The 22,695-nt window shown below is 57.0% G+C and carries 16 protein-coding genes; 5 read left to right on the forward strand and 11 right to left on the reverse strand.

What is annotated here, in order from left to right; translation table 11 throughout:
- Window positions 1–3: 3 nt before the first annotated feature.
- From EXE41_RS06190 to EXE41_RS06215, 6 genes are all read right to left on the reverse strand, one after another.
- Window positions 4–1,947: a CocE/NonD family hydrolase gene (locus EXE41_RS06190; RefSeq protein ID WP_137690538.1), complete on the reverse strand. Its 1,944-nt coding sequence runs from the start codon at window positions 1,945–1,947 to the stop codon at window positions 4–6.
- Window positions 1,944–2,729, reverse strand: a complete 786-nt coding sequence (locus tag EXE41_RS06195; protein WP_094495139.1) for a creatininase family protein — start codon at window positions 2,727–2,729, stop codon at window positions 1,944–1,946. Before EXE41_RS06195 ends, EXE41_RS06190 begins: the two co-directional genes overlap by 4 nt.
- Complete coding sequence (locus tag EXE41_RS06200; RefSeq protein WP_094553233.1) at window positions 2,726–4,360, reverse strand: hydantoinase B/oxoprolinase family protein; 1,635 nt, start codon at window positions 4,358–4,360, stop codon at window positions 2,726–2,728. The genes EXE41_RS06195 and EXE41_RS06200 overlap by 4 nt, the downstream gene beginning before the upstream one ends.
- Complete coding sequence (locus EXE41_RS06205) at window positions 4,357–6,348, reverse strand: hydantoinase/oxoprolinase family protein (protein ID WP_137690539.1); 1,992 nt, start codon at window positions 6,346–6,348, stop codon at window positions 4,357–4,359. The genes EXE41_RS06200 and EXE41_RS06205 overlap by 4 nt, the downstream gene beginning before the upstream one ends.
- Window positions 6,349–6,505: 157 nt before the next feature.
- A complete protein-coding gene (locus EXE41_RS06210; protein WP_094495136.1) occupies window positions 6,506–7,048 on the reverse strand; it encodes a ribbon-helix-helix protein, CopG family in 543 nt (180 codons plus the stop codon).
- A gap of 436 nt (window positions 7,049–7,484) precedes the next feature.
- Window positions 7,485–8,927 carry a carotenoid oxygenase family protein gene (locus EXE41_RS06215; protein WP_137690540.1) on the reverse strand — a complete coding sequence of 481 codons (1,443 nt, stop codon included), beginning with the start codon at window positions 8,925–8,927 and terminating at the stop codon, window positions 7,485–7,487.
- A 735-nt stretch (window positions 8,928–9,662) separates the two neighbouring features.
- On the opposite strand from EXE41_RS06215, the gene EXE41_RS06220 reads away from it, so the two are divergent.
- On the forward strand, window positions 9,663–10,085 hold the full coding sequence (locus EXE41_RS06220; protein ID WP_094583224.1) for an NUDIX domain-containing protein: 423 nt from the start codon (window positions 9,663–9,665) through the stop codon (window positions 10,083–10,085).
- A 96-nt stretch (window positions 10,086–10,181) separates the two neighbouring features.
- The gene (locus EXE41_RS06225) at window positions 10,182–11,114 is read left to right on the forward strand and encodes an NAD-dependent epimerase/dehydratase family protein (protein ID WP_137690541.1); all 933 of its coding nucleotides are present in this window, start codon (window positions 10,182–10,184) and stop codon (window positions 11,112–11,114) included.
- A gap of 345 nt (window positions 11,115–11,459) precedes the next feature.
- On the opposite strand, the gene EXE41_RS06230 is transcribed toward EXE41_RS06225, so the two are convergent.
- From EXE41_RS06230 to EXE41_RS06240, 3 genes are all read right to left on the reverse strand, one after another.
- Window positions 11,460–12,227: a hypothetical protein gene (locus EXE41_RS06230; RefSeq protein ID WP_137690542.1), complete on the reverse strand. Its 768-nt coding sequence runs from the start codon at window positions 12,225–12,227 to the stop codon at window positions 11,460–11,462.
- A 452-nt stretch (window positions 12,228–12,679) separates the two neighbouring features.
- Window positions 12,680–14,026, reverse strand: coding sequence for an alkaline phosphatase family protein (locus tag EXE41_RS06235; RefSeq protein WP_094583222.1), 1,347 nt, complete (start codon window positions 14,024–14,026; stop codon window positions 12,680–12,682).
- A 77-nt stretch (window positions 14,027–14,103) separates the two neighbouring features.
- Window positions 14,104–15,225 carry an inorganic phosphate transporter gene (locus EXE41_RS06240; protein ID WP_137690543.1) on the reverse strand — a complete coding sequence of 374 codons (1,122 nt, stop codon included), beginning with the start codon at window positions 15,223–15,225 and terminating at the stop codon, window positions 14,104–14,106.
- Between the two features lie 98 nt (window positions 15,226–15,323).
- Between EXE41_RS06240 and EXE41_RS06245 the strand changes: the two genes are divergently transcribed.
- The 3 genes from EXE41_RS06245 to EXE41_RS06255 all read left to right on the forward strand — a co-directional run bounded on the left by EXE41_RS06245 (window position 15,324) and on the right by EXE41_RS06255 (window position 19,491).
- Entirely contained in the window at window positions 15,324–16,295 is a 972-nt protein-coding gene (locus EXE41_RS06245; protein ID WP_137690544.1) for a phosphoadenosine phosphosulfate reductase family protein, read from the forward strand.
- A gap of 579 nt (window positions 16,296–16,874) precedes the next feature.
- On the forward strand, window positions 16,875–17,798 hold the full coding sequence (locus tag EXE41_RS06250; protein WP_137690545.1) for an NAD-dependent epimerase/dehydratase family protein: 924 nt from the start codon (window positions 16,875–16,877) through the stop codon (window positions 17,796–17,798).
- A 466-nt stretch (window positions 17,799–18,264) separates the two neighbouring features.
- Window positions 18,265–19,491 carry a glycosyltransferase family 2 protein gene (locus tag EXE41_RS06255; RefSeq protein WP_275938158.1) on the forward strand — a complete coding sequence of 409 codons (1,227 nt, stop codon included), beginning with the start codon at window positions 18,265–18,267 and terminating at the stop codon, window positions 19,489–19,491.
- A gap of 86 nt (window positions 19,492–19,577) precedes the next feature.
- Here the strand turns inward: EXE41_RS06255 and EXE41_RS06260 are convergent, their stop codons facing one another.
- Both EXE41_RS06260 and EXE41_RS06265 read right to left on the reverse strand, forming a co-directional pair.
- Window positions 19,578–20,603: a HAMP domain-containing sensor histidine kinase gene (locus tag EXE41_RS06260; RefSeq protein ID WP_137690546.1), complete on the reverse strand. Its 1,026-nt coding sequence runs from the start codon at window positions 20,601–20,603 to the stop codon at window positions 19,578–19,580.
- Window positions 20,604–20,697: 94 nt separating this feature from the next.
- A complete protein-coding gene (locus EXE41_RS06265; RefSeq protein ID WP_137690547.1) occupies window positions 20,698–22,476 on the reverse strand; it encodes an ABC transporter ATP-binding protein in 1,779 nt (592 codons plus the stop codon).
- Between the last annotated feature and the right edge of the window lie 219 nt (window positions 22,477–22,695).

The raw sequence follows: 22,695 nt of genomic DNA on the forward strand, positions 1-22,695 counted from the left end.
GGATCAGCGGTTGACAGCAGTCCGCTTTCGTTCACGATAGAATACTGTTCCGTCGCGCTCAGCGGTGTACTGTACCGTCGCGAACGATCGACTTACTGAGCTATCCACCCGTGAGGTAATGGTTTCAGTTGGGAATGAAAGCGTCGTCGTTGTCTGACGGTCGATTGTCTCTGTGCTCAGCGTCTCGCGCTCAACGCTTGCTGTCGTCTCAGTCTTGTAGTCCAATGTGGCCTCTGAGAGTTGCTGTGAGTAGGCCCGCGACAGTGACACGGTAACGGTGTCGTCTGTATGCGAAACGGCCGTCTGCCAACTTGGTGACTCCGGCTCACTGTAGATGTCTTGTGGTGGGTCAAACGAGTATCTATCCTCAAACGTCGGACTCTCACTATGGAACCGACCAGGAAGCCGACATTCGCAGCCCGCAGTCCGAAGGGAAAACCCGGCACTACCGTCTGGAGGTGACACGTAAGGAAAGAAGGCGCCGCTGACGGCAACCCGGAGTGTGTGACCTGGCTCAAACACGTGGGACGTCGGCCGTAGCGACACGCCAACATCATGTGGTTCCCCGGGAGTCAACGGTTCCGTCGCTGCACCCGGCGTTCCTAACGGGTCGATTTTGCCGGCGAGTTCACAGCGACGCACACCGTGAGTGACGAGCTGACCGGTGCCATCCGGACCTACATCAACGATCCGAACCGCGACGAGCTGTGCGGGCCCGTCTGGGATGAGCTCAAGATGTACTTCTCCGCTGCCCGTTAGTTCGAACGCACCGTCAAGCGGCCCCGTTTCGTAGGTCAGCGACCGGTCATCGTCGGGGGTCGTGTCTAGATCCGTCCCACCGGGAATTTCGAATCCGATCGAGGCGGTTCCAACACTGTAGTCGACATGCCAACGATCTGTTGTACTGTCTGGCGTGGACACGTCGGTAGAGAGTCCGTCCGGCCCAAAATCAAAATCTACAGTGTGATCCTCGGCAACCGGCCACGACTCGAGAGTCCGCCACTCACCAGAGTGATAGTTCTCCTCATCAGGGCGTTCAGTCCAGTAGCGGATTTCTGGGTTGGGCTCTCGCTCGTCACCCTCGCGGAGGTGATGATCAAACCATGACTCAACCTCCCCGAGGAAATCGATGCGAGCGGCCTCTCCCTGCTCGGGCATCGTGTGGCGCCACGGGCCCAATATCACTTCTGTGGGAGCATCGATACGGTCCGAGTAGTCAACTGTCCCCCCACCGAACGCGTCGCGGTAGCCACCGACACCAAGTGTTGGGACTGAAATCTTCTCTACGGCTACGTCTTTCTCAGCCCAGTACTCGTCTTTTTCAAGATGAGCAAGATATTGGAAGAGGAACGGCTCACGATATTTAAGTGAATCAAGACGGTCGGCCCATCGTTCTGCCCACCCTGATACGTCGCGATTGACTGGCGGCTGGAGGGGGAGGTATTCGAAGTTTGGTGCCCACTGACCACACGTTCGGAGCGAGGCCAGTGCGCCGCCATCGAAGTAGGCGTCATAGATGGCTGCGGGTGCGTGAATAGGCACGATCGCCGCTAGCCCATCTGGATTCTGAGCTGCAATCTCGAGGGCCGTGGTTCCAGGATAGGATTTCCCAATCACGCCGACGCGGCCGTTTGACCACGGCCGATTAGCAAGCCACTCGACGACAGCACTCCCGTGAAGTCCTTCGGCTTCGGTAAATGGCTGTTCCACAAGGCCGTCAGATGCCCCGGTCCCTACGGCGTCTGCGATAACCACCTCGAAGCCCGCACGGACGAGGTAGCTAACCATCGGGTCTGACCGTGTATCTGATAGATCATCTTTGTGATACGGGGTGTAGATCAGTACGACTGGTTGAGGACTCTCGTCCGTGGGCTCGTGCCGTGTCGCACGGACGGCACCATTTTTGACCGGTATCTCGATGTCATCGTGTACGGTATGGTCGTTCATTGCCTTCCTCCGTGTATAGCTTCCACAAACTCAGCGGCGTTCGCCACGAGTTCTGCCCAGAGCTCTTCTCCCTTCGTCGCAGTAGCTAACGTCGGGTCACCGACGTGACCAGGGTCGCCGTCTGTAGGCGAATGTGCTGTGCTCGGGGTAATCACTCGATCGTCGTTCCCGATGAGATTTAGCGTTGAATGTGGGCCGGGATCGGCACTTGCCTTCTCGAATGCCGACGTATCAACGAGCTCCGGATAGCGAGCTAGCATAAACGATGTTTCAAACTCCCCACCATGCATCCCGTCTTCGGGGTCACCCTCTCGGAGTTGCTCATGGATAGATACTCCAAACCGAAGTGGGTCGATCGCCGCAAATGACGTATCTGAACATTGTGCGGCGGCTTGCTGCATCGCCGTCCTGATTGCTGGGAGATTTGCGATCCGATGGCCATTAACCGTAATGATGTTCTCAAACCCATGGCCTGCGAGACTTGCGTACACGTCGGTGAGCACCGACACAACCGTCTCTGTAGACAGCGAGATCGTCCCCGGGAAGCCAAGATGATGGTTCGCATCACCGTACGGGATAAGTGGTGCGGTCAACACATCGGCTGCTACGGCGATCTCAGTGGCTAACTCTCTCGCCTGGTATGCGTCGACGGCCAACGGCAGGTGTGGACCATGTTGTTCCGTCGAGCCGATGGGAACGATCACCGTTGGCGATTCGCGGTCGGTGATGTATTGCTCGACCGCGGGCCAGGACAGTTCCTCGAGTTTGTGTGTGTCAGTCATTGATCCTCGTGGTCGTCGCTCACTTTCTTGTCGAGGCGGTCCGCTTTGCGGTCGTCGGCTGTCCGTTTGCTAGGATTACCGTATCCGCCGCCGCCAGGAGTCCGGACTGTGATGGTTGTACCTGCCTCTACCTCTTGAGTAGTTTTGGCGGGTAACGGCTCACCATTAGCGAGGTTCTCACCCGCTGCCCCGGGCTCGCCGCCCGCAGCGCCCTGTGGACGACGACGCCGGCGCTCAGTCAGCAATGAGACTACTGCCTCGGTCTCGATGGTTACTGACCGAACCAGTCCCAAGCCACCGCGGTACTGCCCGTCGCCGCCACTACCCTCACGGAACCCATATTGTTCGACTGTGAAGGGATACTCAGCTTCTAGTACCTCAATTGGTGTGTTTAGCGTGTTAGTCATCCCAACTTGGACGCCGTCCATCCCGTCTTTGTCGGGTCGTGCGCCGAATCCACCGCCGATAGTCTCGTAGTATGTGAACCCTCCACGATCGCGGTTCCCAATAATAACGTTGTTCATGGTCCCCTGCGATGCTGCTGGCACACGTTCAGGGGCAGCCTCGGCGAACGCCGCGAACACCACGTCGGTGAGTCGTTGGCTGGTTTCAACATTGCCCCCAACGACCGACGCCGGTGGTGTCGGATTCACGACCGTTCCCTGTGGAGCGGTAACAGTGATGTCGGCGTAACTCCCATAATTCGGGGGAATCTCGGGGTCAGTGATACACCGAACTACAAAGTACACCGCGCTCTTCGCCACCGACAGCGGTGCGTTCATGTTGCCGGCACACTGGTCGGCGGTCCCTGTGAAGTCAACTTCGACTGTGGCCCCATCGACGGTGATGGACACCCTAATCGGTATCTCTGCGTCGCTCACGCCGTCGCCCTCAAGCACATCATGGGCCTCGTAAGTTCCATCGGGAAAAGCAGTCAACTCATCTGTCATCCGGGCCTGAGAGTAGTTGATAACCGCGCCGAATGCTTGGTTGACTTGGTCGCGTCCGTGCTCGTCGATAAGCGAGCGCAATCGGTCTTCAGCACGATCGTGGGCCGCAAGCTGTGCGCGAAGGTCTGCTCGCCGTTCGGTCCTGTTACGTACGTTCGCTAAAATCATCGCCAGCAGATCCTCGTTCAGCTCGCCTCCGGAGCGGAGCTTGACCGCGGGGAGGCGTAACCCCTCTTGGTAAATATCAGTAGCGCCGGCGGGCATGCTCCCGGGAGTCATCCCACCCATGTCCGCGTGATGCGCCCGTGTTACGGCGTAGCCGATGACATCTGATTCTGTTGCGATTGGTGAAACAATCGTCACGTCCGGGAGATGGGTCCCTCCCTCGAACGGGTCGTTCAGGATGTACGCATCACCCGGCTCGGGATCCTTTGCGGTCACGGCGGCAACGGCGTCCGGCATCGCGCCGAGATGAACCGGAATGTGCTCTGCTTGTGCGACCATCCGGCCGTCAGCATCGAACAGCGCAGTAGAGCAATCTTGCCGTTCCTTGATGTTCGGCGAGTAGGCACTTCGTATAAGTACCTTCCCCATCTCCTCAGCAATGCTCTCAAGTTTATTTCGAAACACCTCAAGAGTCACTGAGTCGATACTTTCGGCTGTCGAGTCGTCAACCGTCATCGTTGTACCTCCGTGAGTGCGAGCGAGCCGTTCTTTTGTACAGTTGCCTCCCACTCGGGAGGAACAACAGTCGTGCTTTCGTCTTGTTCGAGCACGGCTGGGCCGTCGATTGTGGTCCCGCTCGTCGTTGGTCGACGGTAGACAGGAGTTGTGTACTCCGTACCGTTGAACACGGCAGTATGCTCTGCCACTTTCTCGAAGGTTTCTTCTGTGAGCTCAGTCGCAGAAGCGCTCCGTGGGATCGTCGCGGTGACTCGGAGATTTACCACTTCAACTGGTTCCTCGGCCGTATAGCCGTACACTCTCTTGTGGGCCGTCTCAAATGCGGTCCGAAGTACGTCAGTCTCGATAGGCTGCTCCACGTCAACCTCAAGTTCGAAGCTTTGCCCCCGGTAGCGGAGGTCAGCTGAACACTGAAGCGATATGTCACCTGCGCTGCGGTCGGACGGTAGTTCGGCCGTAAGTTGCTCGTACACCGTCTTAAGTTCTGTTCCCGTTGTTTCCGACAGAGGCGTTTGATACGTTCGGACAGCGTCGTACGTCTCGTCGGCGTCGAGCAGACCGTACGCCGATAGCACGCCGCAAACGTGAGGAACAACGACGGTTCCGATGTCAAGATCATTCGCGAGCGCCGCGGCGTGTACAGGACCTGCACCGCCGAATGCGGCGAGACCGAACTCGCGGGGATCGTGTCCTCGTTCTACAGTGACTGAGCGGATCGCTCGAGTCATATTGGTGTTCGCAACGCGGAACACGCCTTCTGCGGCCTCTCGTGCGGAGTCGAGATCAGCTTCGTCCGCCAGCCGTTCAAGCGAATCAATAGCGGCATCCACGTCGAGCTTGAGTTCCCCGCCTAGTTGCGTCTCCTCGCTGAGATAGCCCAGCACGAGGTTTGCGTCCGTCACCGTTGGCTCTTTGCCCCCATGACCGTAGCAGGCGGGCCCTGGCTTCGAGCCTGCTGACCGAGGTCCTACACGGAGTGCGCCACCAGCGTCGACCCACGCGATGCTCCCACCGCCAGCTCCAACAGTCGTCACATCAACCATCGGAACGCGGATTGGGTGGCCATCGACCTCACTTTCTGTGGTCCGCTCCACGCTGCCATCTCGAATGAGGCTCACGTCGCTCGACGTACCGCCCATATCGAATGTAACGAATCCCTCAAATTCGGCTTCTCCTACCGTTGTCCCATTTGCTCCAACGACGCCCGCCGCGGGACCAGATAGTACAGTTTGAACGGCGTGGGTACGAATCTCACTTGCCTCGGCGATTCCACCGTTGGACTGCATGATTCGGGGCTGAGGCAGCCCCAGATCGCTAGCACGCTCCGCTAACTGTCCGATGTAGGAGTCGATCACCGGCGTAACGTACGCGTCAACGGCTGCTGTTGATGTCCGCTCGTACTCGCGGAACTCGTTGAGAACCTCATGAGAGGCCGACACCGAGACATCGAGTGCCTCCCGAAGCCGCTTGGCTACGAGCTGTTCGTTGCTCGGATCAACGTATGCGTGAAGGAAAGAGACAACGATGCTCTCGACATTCCGCTCGCGTATTTGCTCTATAAGATCATCGATCACGTCCGCGTCGGGAACCGTTCGATCGCCCTCTATCGTTGTCCGCTCTGGAAGCTCGAACCGGTTCCGACGCTGTATCAGTGGTGTCGGCTTCTCAGCGTCAAGATCGTAGAGATCTGGACGCGTCTGCCGACCCACTTCCAGTACGTCACGGAAACCGTCCGTGGTCACGAGTGCCGTTTCGGCGCCGTCAGCTTCGAGCAGGGCATTGGTCGATACCGTCATCGCATGTGAGAACTCGGTGATCTCGGACGGGTCAATTCCTGCGTCCTTACAGGCCTGCTGGATCCCACGGATGACACCCTCGCTCTGGTCTGTCGTCGAGGGAACCTTTGTCGTTGTGAGCGTGCCCTCTGCGATGAGTACCACGTCGGTAAACGTACCGCCGACATCAACGCCGACGGCCGTCGTCATTGTTCCTCGCTCGACCGAGCACCGCCCCATCGATTTATGCCAACCATTGAGCGTCTGTCGGCTCGTGTGCCGTGCTTCATTGATATGTTGTACCAAGGATCTCTCCTAGAAAAGAGTAATTAAGATGGGAGCATACTCTGTATGACTCTGAATGAAACTAAACCTCTGTTATAAGGACCTTTGAGATACCTTCTGAGACTTCTACCTCGAAGTCCAACTTCTCAGTACTGCGCTTAATGAAACGAGTCATGAACCACTTAATCTTCTCTGTTGGGAAGACAACATGGTACGTGTCGTTATTCGCTCTTCTTGCGGTCAAGAAACCACAGAATGACAGCCAATCGAGAATGTCTGCGAGGCAGGTAAACCGCGTGCCATACTCATCGGCGTGGAACTCAGCAACTTGGTCGATTACCTGCTGAAATTCAGGTTTGGGTTCACCGCTGTCAAGTTCAACACTGTCGAGTAAGCCATGTAAGAAGTCGATGTCGAGCAGGACGTGCTCACCACCTGACAGCATCCTGTGGTACTGCTCTAAGTCGACGTTTGTCTTCGAATTCGCTACTTGGAAGTTTGCCGCGTAGAAGACAATAGCTCGCCGCACGGTCTCGCTTTGTCCTTCTCCAGTCTGCTCAACAAGTTCATCGAGATCTTCTCTCGACTGTTCGTCCAGAGAAATGGTGAGTCTATCTCCAGCCATACCCGATGTCTTACGTCCGCAGTCAAATATGCGCCGGTGGGGTCCAAAGTGGCATACTGCTGAAAATAAGAGTGAATTGCCGAACACAGAGGCTACAGTCAGACAGGTCGTGATTCACTCATCCTATCTGTGGTTCAACCGAACTGCCGTGTGTACTCACCCGGAGACGGACCGGTATCCAGTAGTGGATAGTTTTGCTCGCCAGTTCACGTAGTGATTCTCGCCCCACTCGTCGTGTGGTCGTCGGAACAGTGATGTGGCGATGGCTGGTTTCTCCTACGTCACATCCGAGGCAGGGAGCAATTGTAGGTCTCGTTTCGGCACTCGTGATACTTCTCATTGTCCTGCTGCTGTTCAGCCTCCTTCACCTCGCTTGGGATTTCATCGGTGCTGGGTGGTGGGCTCCCGAGAGCTATCTCATTTTTGATCCGACACCTCACGCCATACTCCGTCCGGGAGCCACGGGGCCGTAGAATTGCCCGTGGAATCCGAACGGGAGACGATGCGGGAGCTCGGCTCGGCCGAGTTCCTCGAGCGTCTCGGCGTTGAGACAGACCAACCGGGAGCGGTCTGCCTCGGGATCTAATACGACCGAGAGCAGCACCCCGTCGTCCTCGTTTTCTGCCTCAGGCGCGGGGACGAACAGCGGTTCGCCTGGATGAGTACCTGACTCGCGCCAGCGGTGGGCCGTGCCGGTGTCGACGTCCACCTTCGTGATATCTGTCGGTAGACTTGACGCTCCGTCAGTTTCGGCGAGGTAGACGTATCGGTGGGATGTACCGTTAACCGCTCGGTAGTTGATCACTGGGAATTCAACTGGACCACGGTGGAGTGGCTCTCGAGTTGCCTCACCGCCGGACAACGGTACCGTGTACCGACACAGGTCGCCTCGTGGAAGGTCCGGATCGTCGCTCCGGAGGTTTGACAATGCGAGTCCGGTCACTGCTCGATCATCGTCGAACGCAACTACATCGACGACGAGCTCGCCATCATGCTCGAACGCGTTCGCGTGGTGATAGATGAACGCCGGTGACGCCGACGCGGTTGCCACGTGTTCACCGGTCGAGCGATCGAGGATGACGAAGCGGAGGGGCGTCGACAGTGGGTAAAACGCGTCAAGGAACGTCTCCTTCGTTACGGTACCTTTGAGGAGCTGCGTGGTATCCAGCCCGTACGCGTTTACCGTCACGACGACGTGCTGGTCGGTCACAGCGAAGGAATGAATGTACGGTGCCTCGTCGAACTGAAGCCGACTCAGCGGGGTCGGCGTCCCACCGTCTCTCGGCCGCTTGAACACCGTATACACCGTGTTGCGACCATACGACACCCCCAGATTGATGAACTCTTCCGCGACAGGGTCGTAGTGAACATGAGCGAGAGTCAAATCGCAGTCCAATCCAGCCGTGAGATCGATTCGTCCCGTCGTTTCGAGCGTGTCAGGGTCGAACGTCAGTGCTGTCGGTGACTCAGTAACCGCCGCGAATTCGTCGCCGAACCGCTGGATACCGATGACTGGGTTGTCCGGAAATGTCCCATCGAGAACTTGACGCAGTCGTGTCCAGACCGATCGATCGGGAGGTGTTCCTGGGAACGGGGTTCGGACGCCGCCATGATCCTGTGCGAATGCGTAATCCCGGCTCTGGACAAATTTGTTCGCGTACCTAACCTCACCGTTGTCAATCCGAAAGCGCCGGAGCATGGCGAACGGGTCGAACCAGTGTCGCAGCCCTGTGTCGCCGGCCTCGAACTGTCCCGGCCCGTTCCCGATGAGATCCCCAGAGAGCCAGTCTGGAAACTCCCCAGTAGTGGGTAACTGTTTGTCCTCGATCTCTTCACGCTGCGTGCGGAAACCGGCGCGATAATCTCTGTGTTCGCTCACACGACCCATTGGAACTGATGTGGCCTATTATCATCGGTAGTTGTGTAGCTCAACCGTGGCGCTGCGAGCAGCATCTCATATCTAATGCGAACCTAATAACTGCCTAAATTTAAACGAACCCTCATAACAAACAGAACCACGATATGCTAGCTTCGGGTTGGTTGAAATCAAGCTAGATATCTCTCACTTATGCCAATAGATAGCCAACGTATACTTGACAGTCTACATACTATATGTCGTTTGTTCGCATGTAGGCCTCAGGAGTCAACACTGTACACACAACACATAAGATATACTATCAATCTTTATTAGTATAATTATATTATATGTATTCGGGCAACTAGGCCGACAATATATGGCCTGTTAAATAAGAATTTCCAATAAAAATAATTTTATTTGTAGAATTTACAATACAGAACTAAAATAAGTATTTGAACTACAAGTATATCTAAGTAGCACAGCGCGCTGTTAAGAAAATGATGCTCAAGGGGTTCTAACAAATATTTGCTCGGTTATTGGCCTGTGACGATAGGCTATAGCGCACAACTAAGATAAAAATAATATATTAAGAATTTACACTACTCACTAATACAGTCCCGATTACAGTTCTGATCTTCGGCTTGATCTAATATATAAATAATAGTATATTACTTGGTAGTATCAGAACTCATTGTCAACACGCAGTTACTCATACAAAACAAATTTTTATTATTGCTCATCTCTCATAGAAACTCTATGACTGAACAGCTTCTCAGGCCTAGTGTGAGTGTCCGTAGTGTGATTTTTGATCCTTCTGGTAGTATACTCATACTACAACGCGACTCAGATCATGATTGGGAACTTCCTGGCGGTCGACTAAGTTCCTACGAAGGGGTTTCAGAAGGTCTCCGTCGAGAGATTCGCGAAGAAACCTCTCTTTCAATTAACATCAAAGATATCTTACTCGCTAACTCATGGATCAACGACCAGAATAACGACCGACTCGGGGTATATTATGTCTCCAATGCTGAACGGAAACGAGTCCGACTGAGTCAAGAGCATACTGACTTTATGTGGGTAACCCCAACTGAAGCTACGCACAAACTTTCCGCAGCACAAGCTAAAGCCATTCAATTATCCTGTGACAAACATGTGAGTAAGCCTGTTCTAGATATCTGACCCATTCTACTCCTAGTAGCTGTCATTCATCAATACGTTCCTCCACTCCTCCAGTATATACCAAATTTATTTACCATTATGTGCTCATTCGGTCGTATGGAATTAGCAGACGCTAATGTCCTCGTAACAGGTGGTGCGGGACTTATCGGGAGTCACCTATCAGCCAAACTTGCTGAGAACGGGGCGTCAGTACGGGTCGTTGACGATCTCTCGAAGGGAACTCAAGCGAGGGTGCCCAACGACGCAGAGTTCATCCACGCGGATCTCACGGATCCGCAAGGCGTCGCAGAGGTTCTTACTGAAGAAATTGACATCGTGTTTCACCTCGCAGCATTCACGGACACGAATTATGACAACGACCGGAAGTTGTTCGAAGAGAACACCGCGATGACATACAATATCCTTGAACGTATGGAAAACGTCGGTGTTTCTAACATCGCGTTTACCTCTTCTTCAACGGTTTACGGTGAGGCCCCACGCCCAACGCCTGAGGACTTTGCGCCGATGGAGCCAATCTCTATCTACGGGTCATCAAAACTGGCCGACGAAGCACTCCTCTCGACGTACGCCCATTCGTATGATTTCACGGTCTGGGTCTTCCGGTTCGCGAACATCGTTGGCCCTCACCAGCGGGGGACGGTGATTCCGGACTTCATTCAGAAGCTCGCCGACGATCCGTCCGAACTCACCATTTTGGGCAACGGTCGGCAAGAGAAATCCTATCTTCACGTCACTGAGTGTGTTGACGCGATTCAACACGTTATCGAAACCACAGCCGACGATCTCAACACGTACAACCTCGGCACCCGCACGACCACTTCGGTAACAGAGATTGCAGATATTGTGAGCGACGAGCTAGAACTTGACCCAACGTACTCATTCACTGGTGGCGACCGCGGGTGGACAGGCGATGTTCCGAAAATGCGACTCTCAATCGAGAAACTCTCAGCGCTTGGCTGGGAACCAACACTTTCGAGTCATGAAGCAGTTCGACGTGCTACCCAAGAGCTCGCTTCTGAAATGATCTAATACGCCGCTTAGGGCATTTTCGGAACACGGCATCCTGTTTGCCACTGCCGAGCGCTCGTTCACCGATAGACGGTTATAATGAGACACAAACTAATCGTCACATCTGTTTGTGTGTTGATTACCCCTATCGCGATAGCTGTAAGAGTTATACTGATCAGTAGTAGAAATATCGGTCTGAACAGTTTACTGGGCATGTGCTATACTGTACTCTGTACTACTAGAACGCTCTGTTTTTAATGGCACAAACAATCATTTTTTGATAAATTACCCTTTGATTGTGGTATTCTTTTCATCGCAGAACGTGCCGCACATGCCCCGTGAGTAGCGATGCGGTTTCAACTCGCCTCACGATGATTCGTCGTCTGCGCTCGCAGAACTATCCACCTGTCTTGGTCGGCGACCTTCTTCACTATTCATAAGCTCAAGTTCAGCTGCGCGGATTGTTTCGAGTAACCGATCGGGCCGTGGCTCTGGCTCATGAATCCCGTGCTTAATCATATACTTACGAACCGTTTGCGCTGTCACCTCAACATCAAGCGCTTGCCGCATCTCTTCGAACGTTGTGTCTTCATCATACACTGCTGCTAGTTGCTCTGGATCTTGGTACTTCGGAATCTCTCCTTGAGATTCTGTACTACTCGATGTCTGATCATCCGACTCGGTAGTCGGTTCAGAGGTTGCGTCCCCAACTGGCGCTGTTTCAGTCTCGCCGCTCTGCTTCTCTTCGCTACGGCTCTCTGTTCTCTGTGCTGGTTGCTGTAATTGAGGGTCCGACTGATCTCTAATTTCTTCACTGTTGTCACGAGTGTCTTCTGGTTGACTTTGTTTCGGCGTAGACTGTGCTGTCTCAACACTAGGTCGATCACGACTGCTAATCTCCATCACCAGCTCGAGCCGTAACTCGTTGTCAACAAACTCGGCACGATCTGATTTCATCCGAGCTCGGTCCAGTCCGTTCACACGGTTGAGCGGAATTGCGACTTGTACCCGTGCTTCGTACAACTCACTACCAGATTGAATCTCAACACTTCTAATCTTCGTCGATGTGGCCTCGATGGCTGCGGTAATTGAAGCTAGGTTGCCGAGCCGCCTTTCACCGGCACTGTCTCTCATCTGATTATACACTCTCGCGACAACATAAGTACAGTTTGCTTCTTGAGCTTTTGATCGGGCCGATGCGGCCTTTCTCTACTCAATAAGAGTGGTGGTTCGGTTGGGCGAGACTCTTGATCTGAGGCTACTGGTGATTGGGGAGCGAATTTATTGGCTTCAGCCGACGAGTGAGGCATTCGTTACTATGTCGCCTTCTTTTTTGAGCGGCATTCGGCACAGAGACTCCGTGCTGAGATCCCCCGGCCTAGTATTTTGCCGCACTTACAGCGCGGGGCGTCTGTTTTTTCGGCCATGTTCTTCATATCTCCCATGCTGCTGTATAATATTTTTGCTTGGGTTAACTCCTCTAACGGCATTTTTGTGACGAGTGGCCGATCGCACGTCATCTCTACGTGGATTATATTCTGTGTTTTTCAGGTGTGGCTGAGCAATGTGGGCCGCTGCTCAGGGCGTCACGCGACCAACGATGTTCCGTCTAATCGTTCGCCGTCGACATCGACATTCATCAACTCAAGAATTGTCGGGACGATATCGAGCAAATCAACGTCCGTTAACGCTAGGTCTGGGTCCGTCGAAAACAGACACGCGTTCTCAAATTTGTGCATCCCGTTTCTTGGTCCCGTCCCAAACACTTCGTCCTTATCCGTGAATCCGGCTTTCAGATCGTATCCGTCGGCCGGAATGATGACCAGATCCGGCGCAATCTCTGTGTCGCCGCCACTGAACGCATCCTCTCCGCGAACAATCCGGCGACAGACGTTCCGTCCATCTGGCCCAGTTAATTCTTCGAGGTCCGCAATTAGATCATCACGAACAGACTCATACTCGGCGTCTGGGACTGCTCCATCTGGTTCTCGACCAGCTAGGTTGAGGAACACACGACCAGGAATCAACGAATACGCCCGCGTCGTGCTGTTAATATCTCCCAACTCGTCGTGATCCTCGGTCGCGTACTCAAGCCATCCCTCCTCTTCGAGCCATTTGTTGAGATACACCTCATGCGTTAGGTGAGTAAACCCGTGGTCGGACGCGACGATCAGCGTTGTCTCCGAATCGATTAACTGTCGAACCTCTCCGATATACGCATCAAGTGTTTGGTAGAAATCGAGGAACTCGTCAGCATACTCTCCGTCGGTTGCGTAATCACCAAACAGGAAATGATTCACCCGGTCGGTCGTCATGTAGACCCCGAAAAAGAGGTCCCAATCATCTTTCTGAAGATAATGTCGGAACGTTTTGTGGCGTGCTGAAATCGTCTTTTCGGCATCACGGATGAACTCAGATTTATCATTGTCATGGCCTAATTTTGCGTTCACATCGATTTGGTACCCGAACCCCTCCACAACTTGCTGAACATCTCCATCGCCGGTAGCCTTCTCGATTGAGGGAGACAAGAAACCCGACACGTGTCGTTGGATCCGTGTCGACGGCGGAAACGTCACGGGGACGTTGAACACAGACGCGTCCCGGCCCTCATCTGTCACCATGTCCCATACACGTGGGGCGCTCACGTGACTTCCCATCGGCACATACGTCTCATAGCTCCCTGGGTCACGGTCTTGAAACCCGTATACGCCAGTTTTTCCGGGGTTTGTTCCCGTAGTTAACGCTGGCCAGCAGGCGCTTGACTCGGGCGGGACAATGCTGGACATCTGCCCACCGCTCCCAGACTCAGCAATCTCAGTGAGGTTTGGGAAGACCTCAGGATGTTCGTCAATAAGCTCATACGGCACTCCATCAATCCCGAGGAAGACGACACGACCGCTCGAGTCGCCCCCGAGTTTATCGAAAAGTCCCATACCGGAAGCCACAGACGCAGTAATAAATAGCCTTGTATACGTGTAATTTGAGCTAGTTGTTTACCATATCGACGCTTTCACAACAGTGAGATTGTCACAGCAAGCGCAGCCCCTCCAGCAGCGAGTGGAGCAATCATCCAGACAGCGAGTACTCGGGCAACCATCGACCCTTGGAAAAGCGTCACTGCCGAGGGGTGAACAGCGTAGGACGGTGTTTTTTCACACCGAACCGTCTCTTCACGAGTCGCCGGTGGCGAGGGCGCAACGCGAGACTTGCCCCGCTGTGCTCGGCCCCATCCCAATCCGATGATTGCTGTGACAGTCGAGAGCGCGAGACTGGCCGGAATTCCAAGGTATGATAGTCCAGTCGTGATTGTTGCGCCGATCGTCGCCACGACGACAGCCGCTGTCATTGGTAACGCTGTTAGATCGCTTCCGACTGTCGCCATGGTTCGACGGGCAATTGTGAAGGCACCGAACGATATCGCGCCAACTGCGACGAGGATAGCGGCATCAAGCGAGACCATTCCGCTCCCAACGAGCGGTGCCACAGCGTTTGCGACGTTGCTGGCTCCCGCAGAGAACCCCATATAACACGCAATCACCAGGAGCAGCACGGTTGACCAGATATCAGAACTCGATGCGTCCTCAGCGATCTCCAGCTCCGGCCGTCCCGCTGTCCAACGCAGTGTCACTGGACTCGTCGTTGGCTCCGAAATCCCTCCGAAGGCCGCAATTTCGTCGTACTTCCACCGGCCTATCGCCGCGGCAATCCCGAACGCGAGCAATGGTGCGACGACCCACCACCGTGCGATTCTGACAAGCACTCCCCACTCAACACCCGCGTTGCCAATTCCCATTCCAACCATGGCACCAACCGCGACCATCGATGTTGACGTGGGAATGCCCAGAACGTTTGCCACGAGCAACGTCAGGCCGATACACGCTAAGACGATGAAGCCCGCTGAGAGGCTAAAAACAGGGGTTGCGACGATATCGTTCCCGACTGTCGTTACCACGTTGCGACCGATGGTCCACCCACCGATAATCGCACTGATACTCATCAACACGCCGGCACCAACCTGTGTGATTGCGTTTGCTCCGATCGCCGGCCCGAACGCGACACCGGTCGACGACCCGCCAATGTTTATGCCAACAAATGCGGCGAGAAACACTCCAGCAATCAGCAAATCTTCCATTTAGTCTCATATATTTTCCGAGACTGTGTAAAAACTGGGGTATTAGCGACTGTCCAAACACGGAAAGACTCTTTTTATTCGGTGAAAGCACTAGTCGTATGGCAGCCGACACCTCAGTCGATGTCGATGTATCGTATACCGACGGCGAAGGCGAGGGCCCGGCCGATTACCCGTCGCTCCAGCACAAAATCGAGAAGGCGATCGACGTCACCAAAACCGGGCTCGAGGAGTACGACAACCCCGCGGTGATGTGGACCGGGGGGAAAGACTCCACGCTGACGCTGTACTTCATCAACCAGGTCGCAGAAAAGTACGGCTACGAGAAGCCCACCGCCGTCTTCATCGACCACTACCAGCACTTCGACGAGATCATCGACTTCGTTGAACACTGGGCCGACGAGTGGGGCGTCGAAATCGTGTTCGCGCGCAACGAGGACGTGGGCGCCTACGCCGAAGCGCAGGGGCTCACGCCCGGCGACGAGATCCCCGTCTCGGCGCTTTCGGACCACAACAAACACCACGTTCGGGACATCCTCGAGTACGAGGAGGACACCTTCCCGTTCCTGCTCGACACCTACGTCGGCAACCACCTGCTGAAGACCGTCGCGTTGAACGACGCCTTAGAAGAGTACGACATCGACGGGGTTATCTCGGGGATCCGGTGGGACGAACAGGACGCCCGCGCCGACGAGACGTTCTTCTCTCCGCGCCACGACCCGGAGATCTACCCGCCGCACGACCGGATCCAGCCGATCCTCCAGTTCGACGAAGCCGACGTCTGGGACGTGTTCTGGAGCTACGTCGTCCCCGACACGGTGACGGCGTTCCCGGACGACGGCTACGTCCCTGACACCGACGACGACCTCCCCGACGGCGTCAGTCAGGACGAGATTCCCATCTCGCCTAAATACTTCGCCGGGTTCCGTTCGCTCGGCAGCGAAGTCAGTACGGAAAAGACGGAGAGCGTCCCGGCGTGGAAACAGGACCTCCAGAACACGACCGAACGGGCCGGTCGCGCGCAGGACAAGGAGGACCTGATGGAGCGGTTGCGTGACCTCGGCTACATGTAGCGCGGTCCGTGCCGGTGTTTTCTGTTTTCCCCGACTCTGCTCCTCGGGAACCCCAGTCTCGCTCTGCCGCCGGTGCGGACGCCCGGTCCAACTGCCGCACCGGACCCGTGAACTGACACCGATCTCGCGCACACTCTCTCGACACCCACGTCCACGGTTCACTCCGACGTTTGATTCGGTATCCGCAGTCGTTCGTCCTCATCCCCGACCGAATCGAACGTCGTTTCGAACACCGCGGTAGTTTACGAACCCACATTTACACCCGTATGACCGTAATGGTTATACGTCAGTTGGACAGCAGACACTTGTTACCGCTTCTCAATAGTTTACGCCCATACGTCTGTAATGGTTGTTTATCTTGTATGTGCGGATGTTTCTAATATCTGGTGTATTTATCGGTGAAAGGAGAGTACGACCGAGACGGGCCGCTCGCGTGTTTTCCACGAGGGCCGCGGGACGTGCCACACGTATGAGTGGGGCGGCCGCTCTCCTGTCGAACCGCCACAATCCCCAACACCGCGGCTCAGTGCCGTTGCTCACACTAGATTTTTATGCCCGCTAGGTGACTGCGTTACGTGTATGAAAGACAGACGCATTCTCGTCACCGGCGGAGCAGGATTCATCGGTTCGAACCTCGCGAACACCCTCGCGTTGGACAACGACGTCGTCGCCCTCGATAACGGCTACCTCGGCACGCCCGACAATCTCGACGACGGCGTCGAGTACGTCGAGGCGGACGTGCTCGACGAGGAACTCCCAACGGACGTCGACGTCGTCTTTCATCTCGCCGCGCTCTCGTCCCGGCAGATGCTCGAGGAGAACCCCCGCGAGGGCGCCCGCGTAAACATCGAGGGGTTCGTGAACGTCGTCGAACAGGCGTACGCGGACGGCTGTGACACGATCGTGTACGCCTCGACCTCGTCGGCGTACGGCAGTCGAACCGAACCCAGCCCCGAGGACATGGACCTCGACGCGGCGACCGGCTACGACGCGTCGATGCTCGGCCGAGAGCGATACGCCGAGTACTACAACAACTTCTACGACGGGCTCTCGCTCGCTGGCATGCGATTTTTCTCGGTGTACCAAGGCTACAGCGGCAACGAAGCGCACAAAGGCGAGTACGCGAACACGGTCTCGCAGTTCGCGGACAAAATCGCGGCCGGTGAATCCCCGGTATTGTGGGGTGACGGCTCGCAAACCCGTGATTTCACTCACGTGGACGATATCGTTCGCGGACTCGAGACGGCGGCCGATCACGACCTCGCGGGCGTGTACAACCTCGGCACCGGCGACCCGTACTCGTTCAACGAGATGGTCGAGCTGATCAACGACGTGCTCGGCACCGCCGTCGAGCCAGAGTACGAACCGATCCCCTTGAACAACTACGTCCACGACACGTGTGCCGACATCTCTCGGATCCGCGAGGCGACGGGGTGGGAGCCGCGGATTCCGTTCGAAGAGGGCGTCCACCGCGTCTGTGAACCGTATCTCGTCACCCAGTAGCCGTCGCGGTTCTCCCACGGCTCGTTTTGCCGTTTCCGACCGCAGCCGAGTCACAACCCGTCCGTATCGGTGCTCTCACTCACCGTACCCGTTCTCCCCGTACCCGCCACCGGCACCGTATCCGTCGGTGGACGCGACTTCGACTCTCGTGGCTCCCATCGAGACCACGACAACCCCAGCCAACAGTTGTCGTCGTCGCATCACAGCGTTCCGAGTCCATATTTGTCCAAATAACGGCCCAGTAGATCAGACGTTCGGCACACACCGACAGATTAGGTGGTTTATTACAAATATTTTTATACGAGTCTCGGGAGTTACTCTAGTGATAGACTCGCATGGACTGTGACCCGTTCGCCTGAGACCGGAGCGCCCAAGAGCCGTTCCGATCGGCGACGGCACGATCTCGATACCGGCGCGTGACGCCGTCTCCATGTGTCCCGAACGCAGAAGCCACCAAATCAACCTAATGACGTCGACAGACGCACGAGGCACGCAGTCAGTAACCCCAGTACAGCAGCCCGACGAGCCGGAGTCGCTTCTCGTCGGGCCGGAGGCCGACGTGGACCCGACGGTCAGCGTCGTCATGCCGACGATGAACGAAGAGGAGGGCGTCGCTGAGTGTATCGACCTCGTCAAGGCCGCGGTGCGACGGTCCGGCTACCGGACTGAGGTCGTCATCAGCGACGATTCGACCGACCGTACCCCCGACATCGCGCGCGAAGAGGGCGCGGTCGTCGTCGAGCCGGACGAGCCCGGCTACGGGTACGCCTACCGGTACGCCTTCGCGCGCTGTCGCGGGGAGTACATCATCATCGGCGACGCCGACACCACGTACGACTTCGAACAGTTCCCGCGACTGTTGAAACAGGTCGTTGAGGGCGACGCCGACATGGTCATGGGGAGTCGCCTGGAGGGCGACATCAAGGACGGCGCCATGCCGGCGCTCCACGAACACGTGGGTAACCCGCTGTTGACGAAGTTCTTGAACGTGTTCTACGGAGCGGGTGTCAGCGATGCGCACTCCGGGTTCCGAGCGTTTCACGCCGACGTCCTCGACGAACTCGACCTCGAGACGACGGGCATGGAGTTCGCCTCCGAAATGATCATGGACGCGGGCGCGCGCGACCTCACGATCAAGGAAATCCCCATCACGTACCACGAGCGGGAAGGCGAGGCCACGCTGGAGAGCTTCCGCGACGGCTGGCGCCACGTTCGGTTCATGCTCCTGAACGCGCCGAACTACCTGTTCTCGCTCCCCGGTGCCGTTCTCGGGATCGCCGGGCTCTCGCTGTTGCTGTCCGGCACCACCGGGGTCACGCTCGGCGGCGTCTCGCTCGGGACCACGGCAGCGATCACCGGCTCGCTGCTCGTGCTCGTCGGCTATCAGGCCGCGAACATGGGCGTCTTCGCCACGCTGGCGAGCGATCCGATCCAGCGCCCGAACGACGTCGTCACCGAGACCGTCATTCAACGGATGAACCTCGAACGGCTCTCGACGGTCGGCTTGGTCGCGTTCACGGCCGGCGCGCTGTATCTCACCTGGGGTGCGATTGGGTGGGCCACAGGGAACGTCGCCCTCGTCGCTGCGACCCCGGGACACGTCATCGCGCTCACGGTGATGATTCTCGGCGTCCAGACCGTGTTCAACGCGTTCTTCATGAGCGCGGTCGACGACCGGGTCTCGGCGGCCTGACGAGGCGATCGACGGCGCTCGATACGCGTCGCTGGTATCGTTCGTCCCTCACTCGCCTCCCCGGTTCGGGTGCGCCGCCGCTCGCGTTATCGGCGTTCGACGCCGGCGATCTCGAACCTCGCGCCGCCGCCCTGACTCACCGTCACCTCGACCTCCCAGCCGTGGGCGTCAGCGATTTCGCTCACGATCGCGAGGCCGAATCCGGTCCCGTCGGAAAGCGTCGAGAATCCGTTCTGGAACACCCGGTCTTTCATCTCGTCCGGAATGCCCGCACCGTCGTCGGCGACGTAAAAGCCGTCGTCCGTCTCGCCGATCGTCACCGTCACGTCTTCGCCGCCGTGTTCGACGGCGTTCCGAACGAGGTTTTCGACGATCTGCTGGAGCCGCGACGCGTCGGCCCGGACCTCGCCGTCGAACTCGACCACGAGCTCCGCGTTCGCGGTCGACACGTTCTGCCAACACCGTTGACACAGTGAGTCGAACGCTATCCACTCTGCGGCGTCGACCTCTCCCCCGCTTCGGGCGAGCGTCAAGAGGTTCTCGATGAGCGCTTCCATCCGATCGTGGGCGTACATCACCTTCCTGAGCCGCTGACGGTAGTCTTCGTTCTGTTCTGCTACGTCTTCGTACAGTAACTCCACGTGCCCCGAGGCCACGTTGAGCGGGTTTCGGAGGTCGTGGCTCACCACTTTCGTGAACTCGTCGAACTCCTCTCTCGCCTCGGCGTCCCTATCGGTCACCGCTTGACCTGTGACGTCCCTCGTCGTTATCAGGTACAATCCCTCGTCGGTGGGCTGCGGCGATCCGACGGATTCGACCCGCTCGTACGTTCCGTCTCCCTTTTCGTATCGATACTCGACTGACCTGTCCGCTTGCTCTTTCTCTCCGGTCAGTGCTTGCACCATCTCGGAGACCCGCGGGCGGTCGTCGGGATGTGCGCGTTCGGTGACGTGTTCGCCTACCAACTCGTCTTGATCGTGTTCGAGGACGCGTTCCGCCGAGGCACTACTGTACCTGATTACGCCGTCCCCGTCGACGAGCGTGAGAACGCTCTCCGACCGGAGCGGAAGCGCCTCCAGTGGGATGGTCTGGTCTGTGCCAATGCCGCACATGCCTCTCACTCTGCGTATAGTCGGATGAGTGTACCGGATAAATGGATTTTTTATCAAACACGTATCAGACTTTCGCCTCCAGCGGGTTTCCTCGTCACGTCTGGGTGGCGTACAGCTCCGCGTACGTTCCGTCGTCCGACAGGAGCTGCTCGTGGGTCCCGTTCTCCGTGACGCTCCCGTCGACAAGCGTGTATATCCGGTCGGCGTCGTCGATGGTTGACAGGTCGTGTGCGATACTGATCGTCGCGTACTCGCTTTCTCGATCCCTGATCCCTTTGTACACGTCGCGTTCGATGTTCGAATCGAGCTCGCTCGTCGCCTCGTCGAGGACGAGGACGTCGGCGTCCTTGAGCAGGGCTCGCGCGATGGCGACCCGCTGTTTCTGCCCCCCGGAGAGCCGAGTCCCGTCCTCGCCGAGTTCCGTGTCGTAGCCGTCCGGGAGTTCCGGGAGGAACTCCGTCACTTGCGCGATTTCGCATGCTCGCTCGACTTCCCTGCGCGTCGCGTCCTGATTACCGATTTTCACGTTTTCTACGAGGGTGTCGTCGAACAGGAACGGCGCTTGGCGCACGACCGCGAGTCGCTCGCGCCACTGCTCGACGTCGAGCTCGTCGATGGGGGTGTCGTCCGCGAGGATCCGGCCCTCGTCCGGGGTCTGGAGCCGCCCGAGCAGCGAGACGATCGTCGACTTCCCGGCGCCCGACGGACCGACGAGCGCGACCTTCTCTCCCACTCCGACGCCGAACGCGACCCCGTCGAGCACGCGCTCGTCCTCGTAGGCGAACGAGACGTCGTCGACCCGGACCTCGCGGACGGTATCGACCGGCGTGTCGCCGTCGGCGTCGGGGACCTCCGTCTCGCCGAGTTCCGCTATCCGAGACCGCACGCGTATGAAATGCGGCAGTTGGCCGTCCAGCTGGTAGGTCATCGTGTTGACCTGGTTCACGACCGGTGACAGCCGAAATACGGCGAACAGGAACACACCGAGTTCTCCCAACGAGAGCGCCGTGTACTGAAACCCGACGTAGACGAGTCCGAAGACGACTACCGCGTTCGTGAACTGATTGAGGTTCTGTAACGCGGCCTGATTCCGCTGTAGCCTGACGCTGTCGCGGACGAACGCGTCGAGGACAGTGCGCATTCGCTCCATCAGAGACGGCCGCATATTAAACAGGCGAACGTCCCGCATTCCCTGCGTGCTGGTCTGTGCGATCGTTTGGAACCGCTCGTTCGCCTCCGCGACATCATCGCCCGCAGTGTACGCAGGCTCGAGTCCGTATCTGACCGCGAACGTGCTGATCCCGAGGCTGACGGCCGCGATCATCGTCAGCGTCGGAGCGAGGACTGCGGCGACAGCGAAATAAATTATACCGCGTAGCAGGACCTCGACGATGTTGAACGCCGCCATAGCGATGCCCGCGGACCGGTTCGTCTCGGTAACCAGACTGTTTAGTAAGTCGTCTGATCCGTGCCGGTCGAGGTACTCGATCGGTCCGTACATCAACGCCTCGAACAGATCCCGTCGAAGGTGCCGCTGATACCCCCGGCCGAGAATCGCCCGGAGCCACGCCGTGAAAAAGCTCAACCCGAACCGAACGCCCATGACGGCACCGACGCCGAGGATTAGATACTCGAGCGTGAACGGAAGCCCAACGAGCGAGTAGATCTGGACGAACGTTCCGAGCAGCCCCTCCGCGTTGGCCGGGTCCGTCGGTGACTGCGTGATCTCGATGATCGGGAGGAGAAACCCGAGGCCGATCCCTTCGAGCAGCGCGGTGACGAGACTCAAGACGACGATCGCGGCCCCGAGTCGGGGGCGGAACTTCGCGGCGCTGTAAATCGCGGACAGCTTCTCGCGAGTGGAAGCCTCCATACATTTTCTTCTCACCGCGGGGACATAGAAGTACTCCCGAGGTCACATCCGCCCGCGCCATCGGTGACCGCGGAGAACGTTTATTATGTAGCAAAACAGTTCATGTGTGACATCATGTTCGTGTTAACCGGATCCCCGTTTCCGGCTTGTGTTCGCGGGATCCGACTCGGGTGGAAAACGAACGTCTCGCCCGTGTGCGGGTGCGTACTCGACTGACTG

The organism is Halorubrum sp. SD690R (assembly GCF_005435035.1).
Lineage (GTDB): Archaea > Halobacteriota > Halobacteria > Halobacteriales > Haloferacaceae > Halorubrum > Halorubrum ezzemoulense.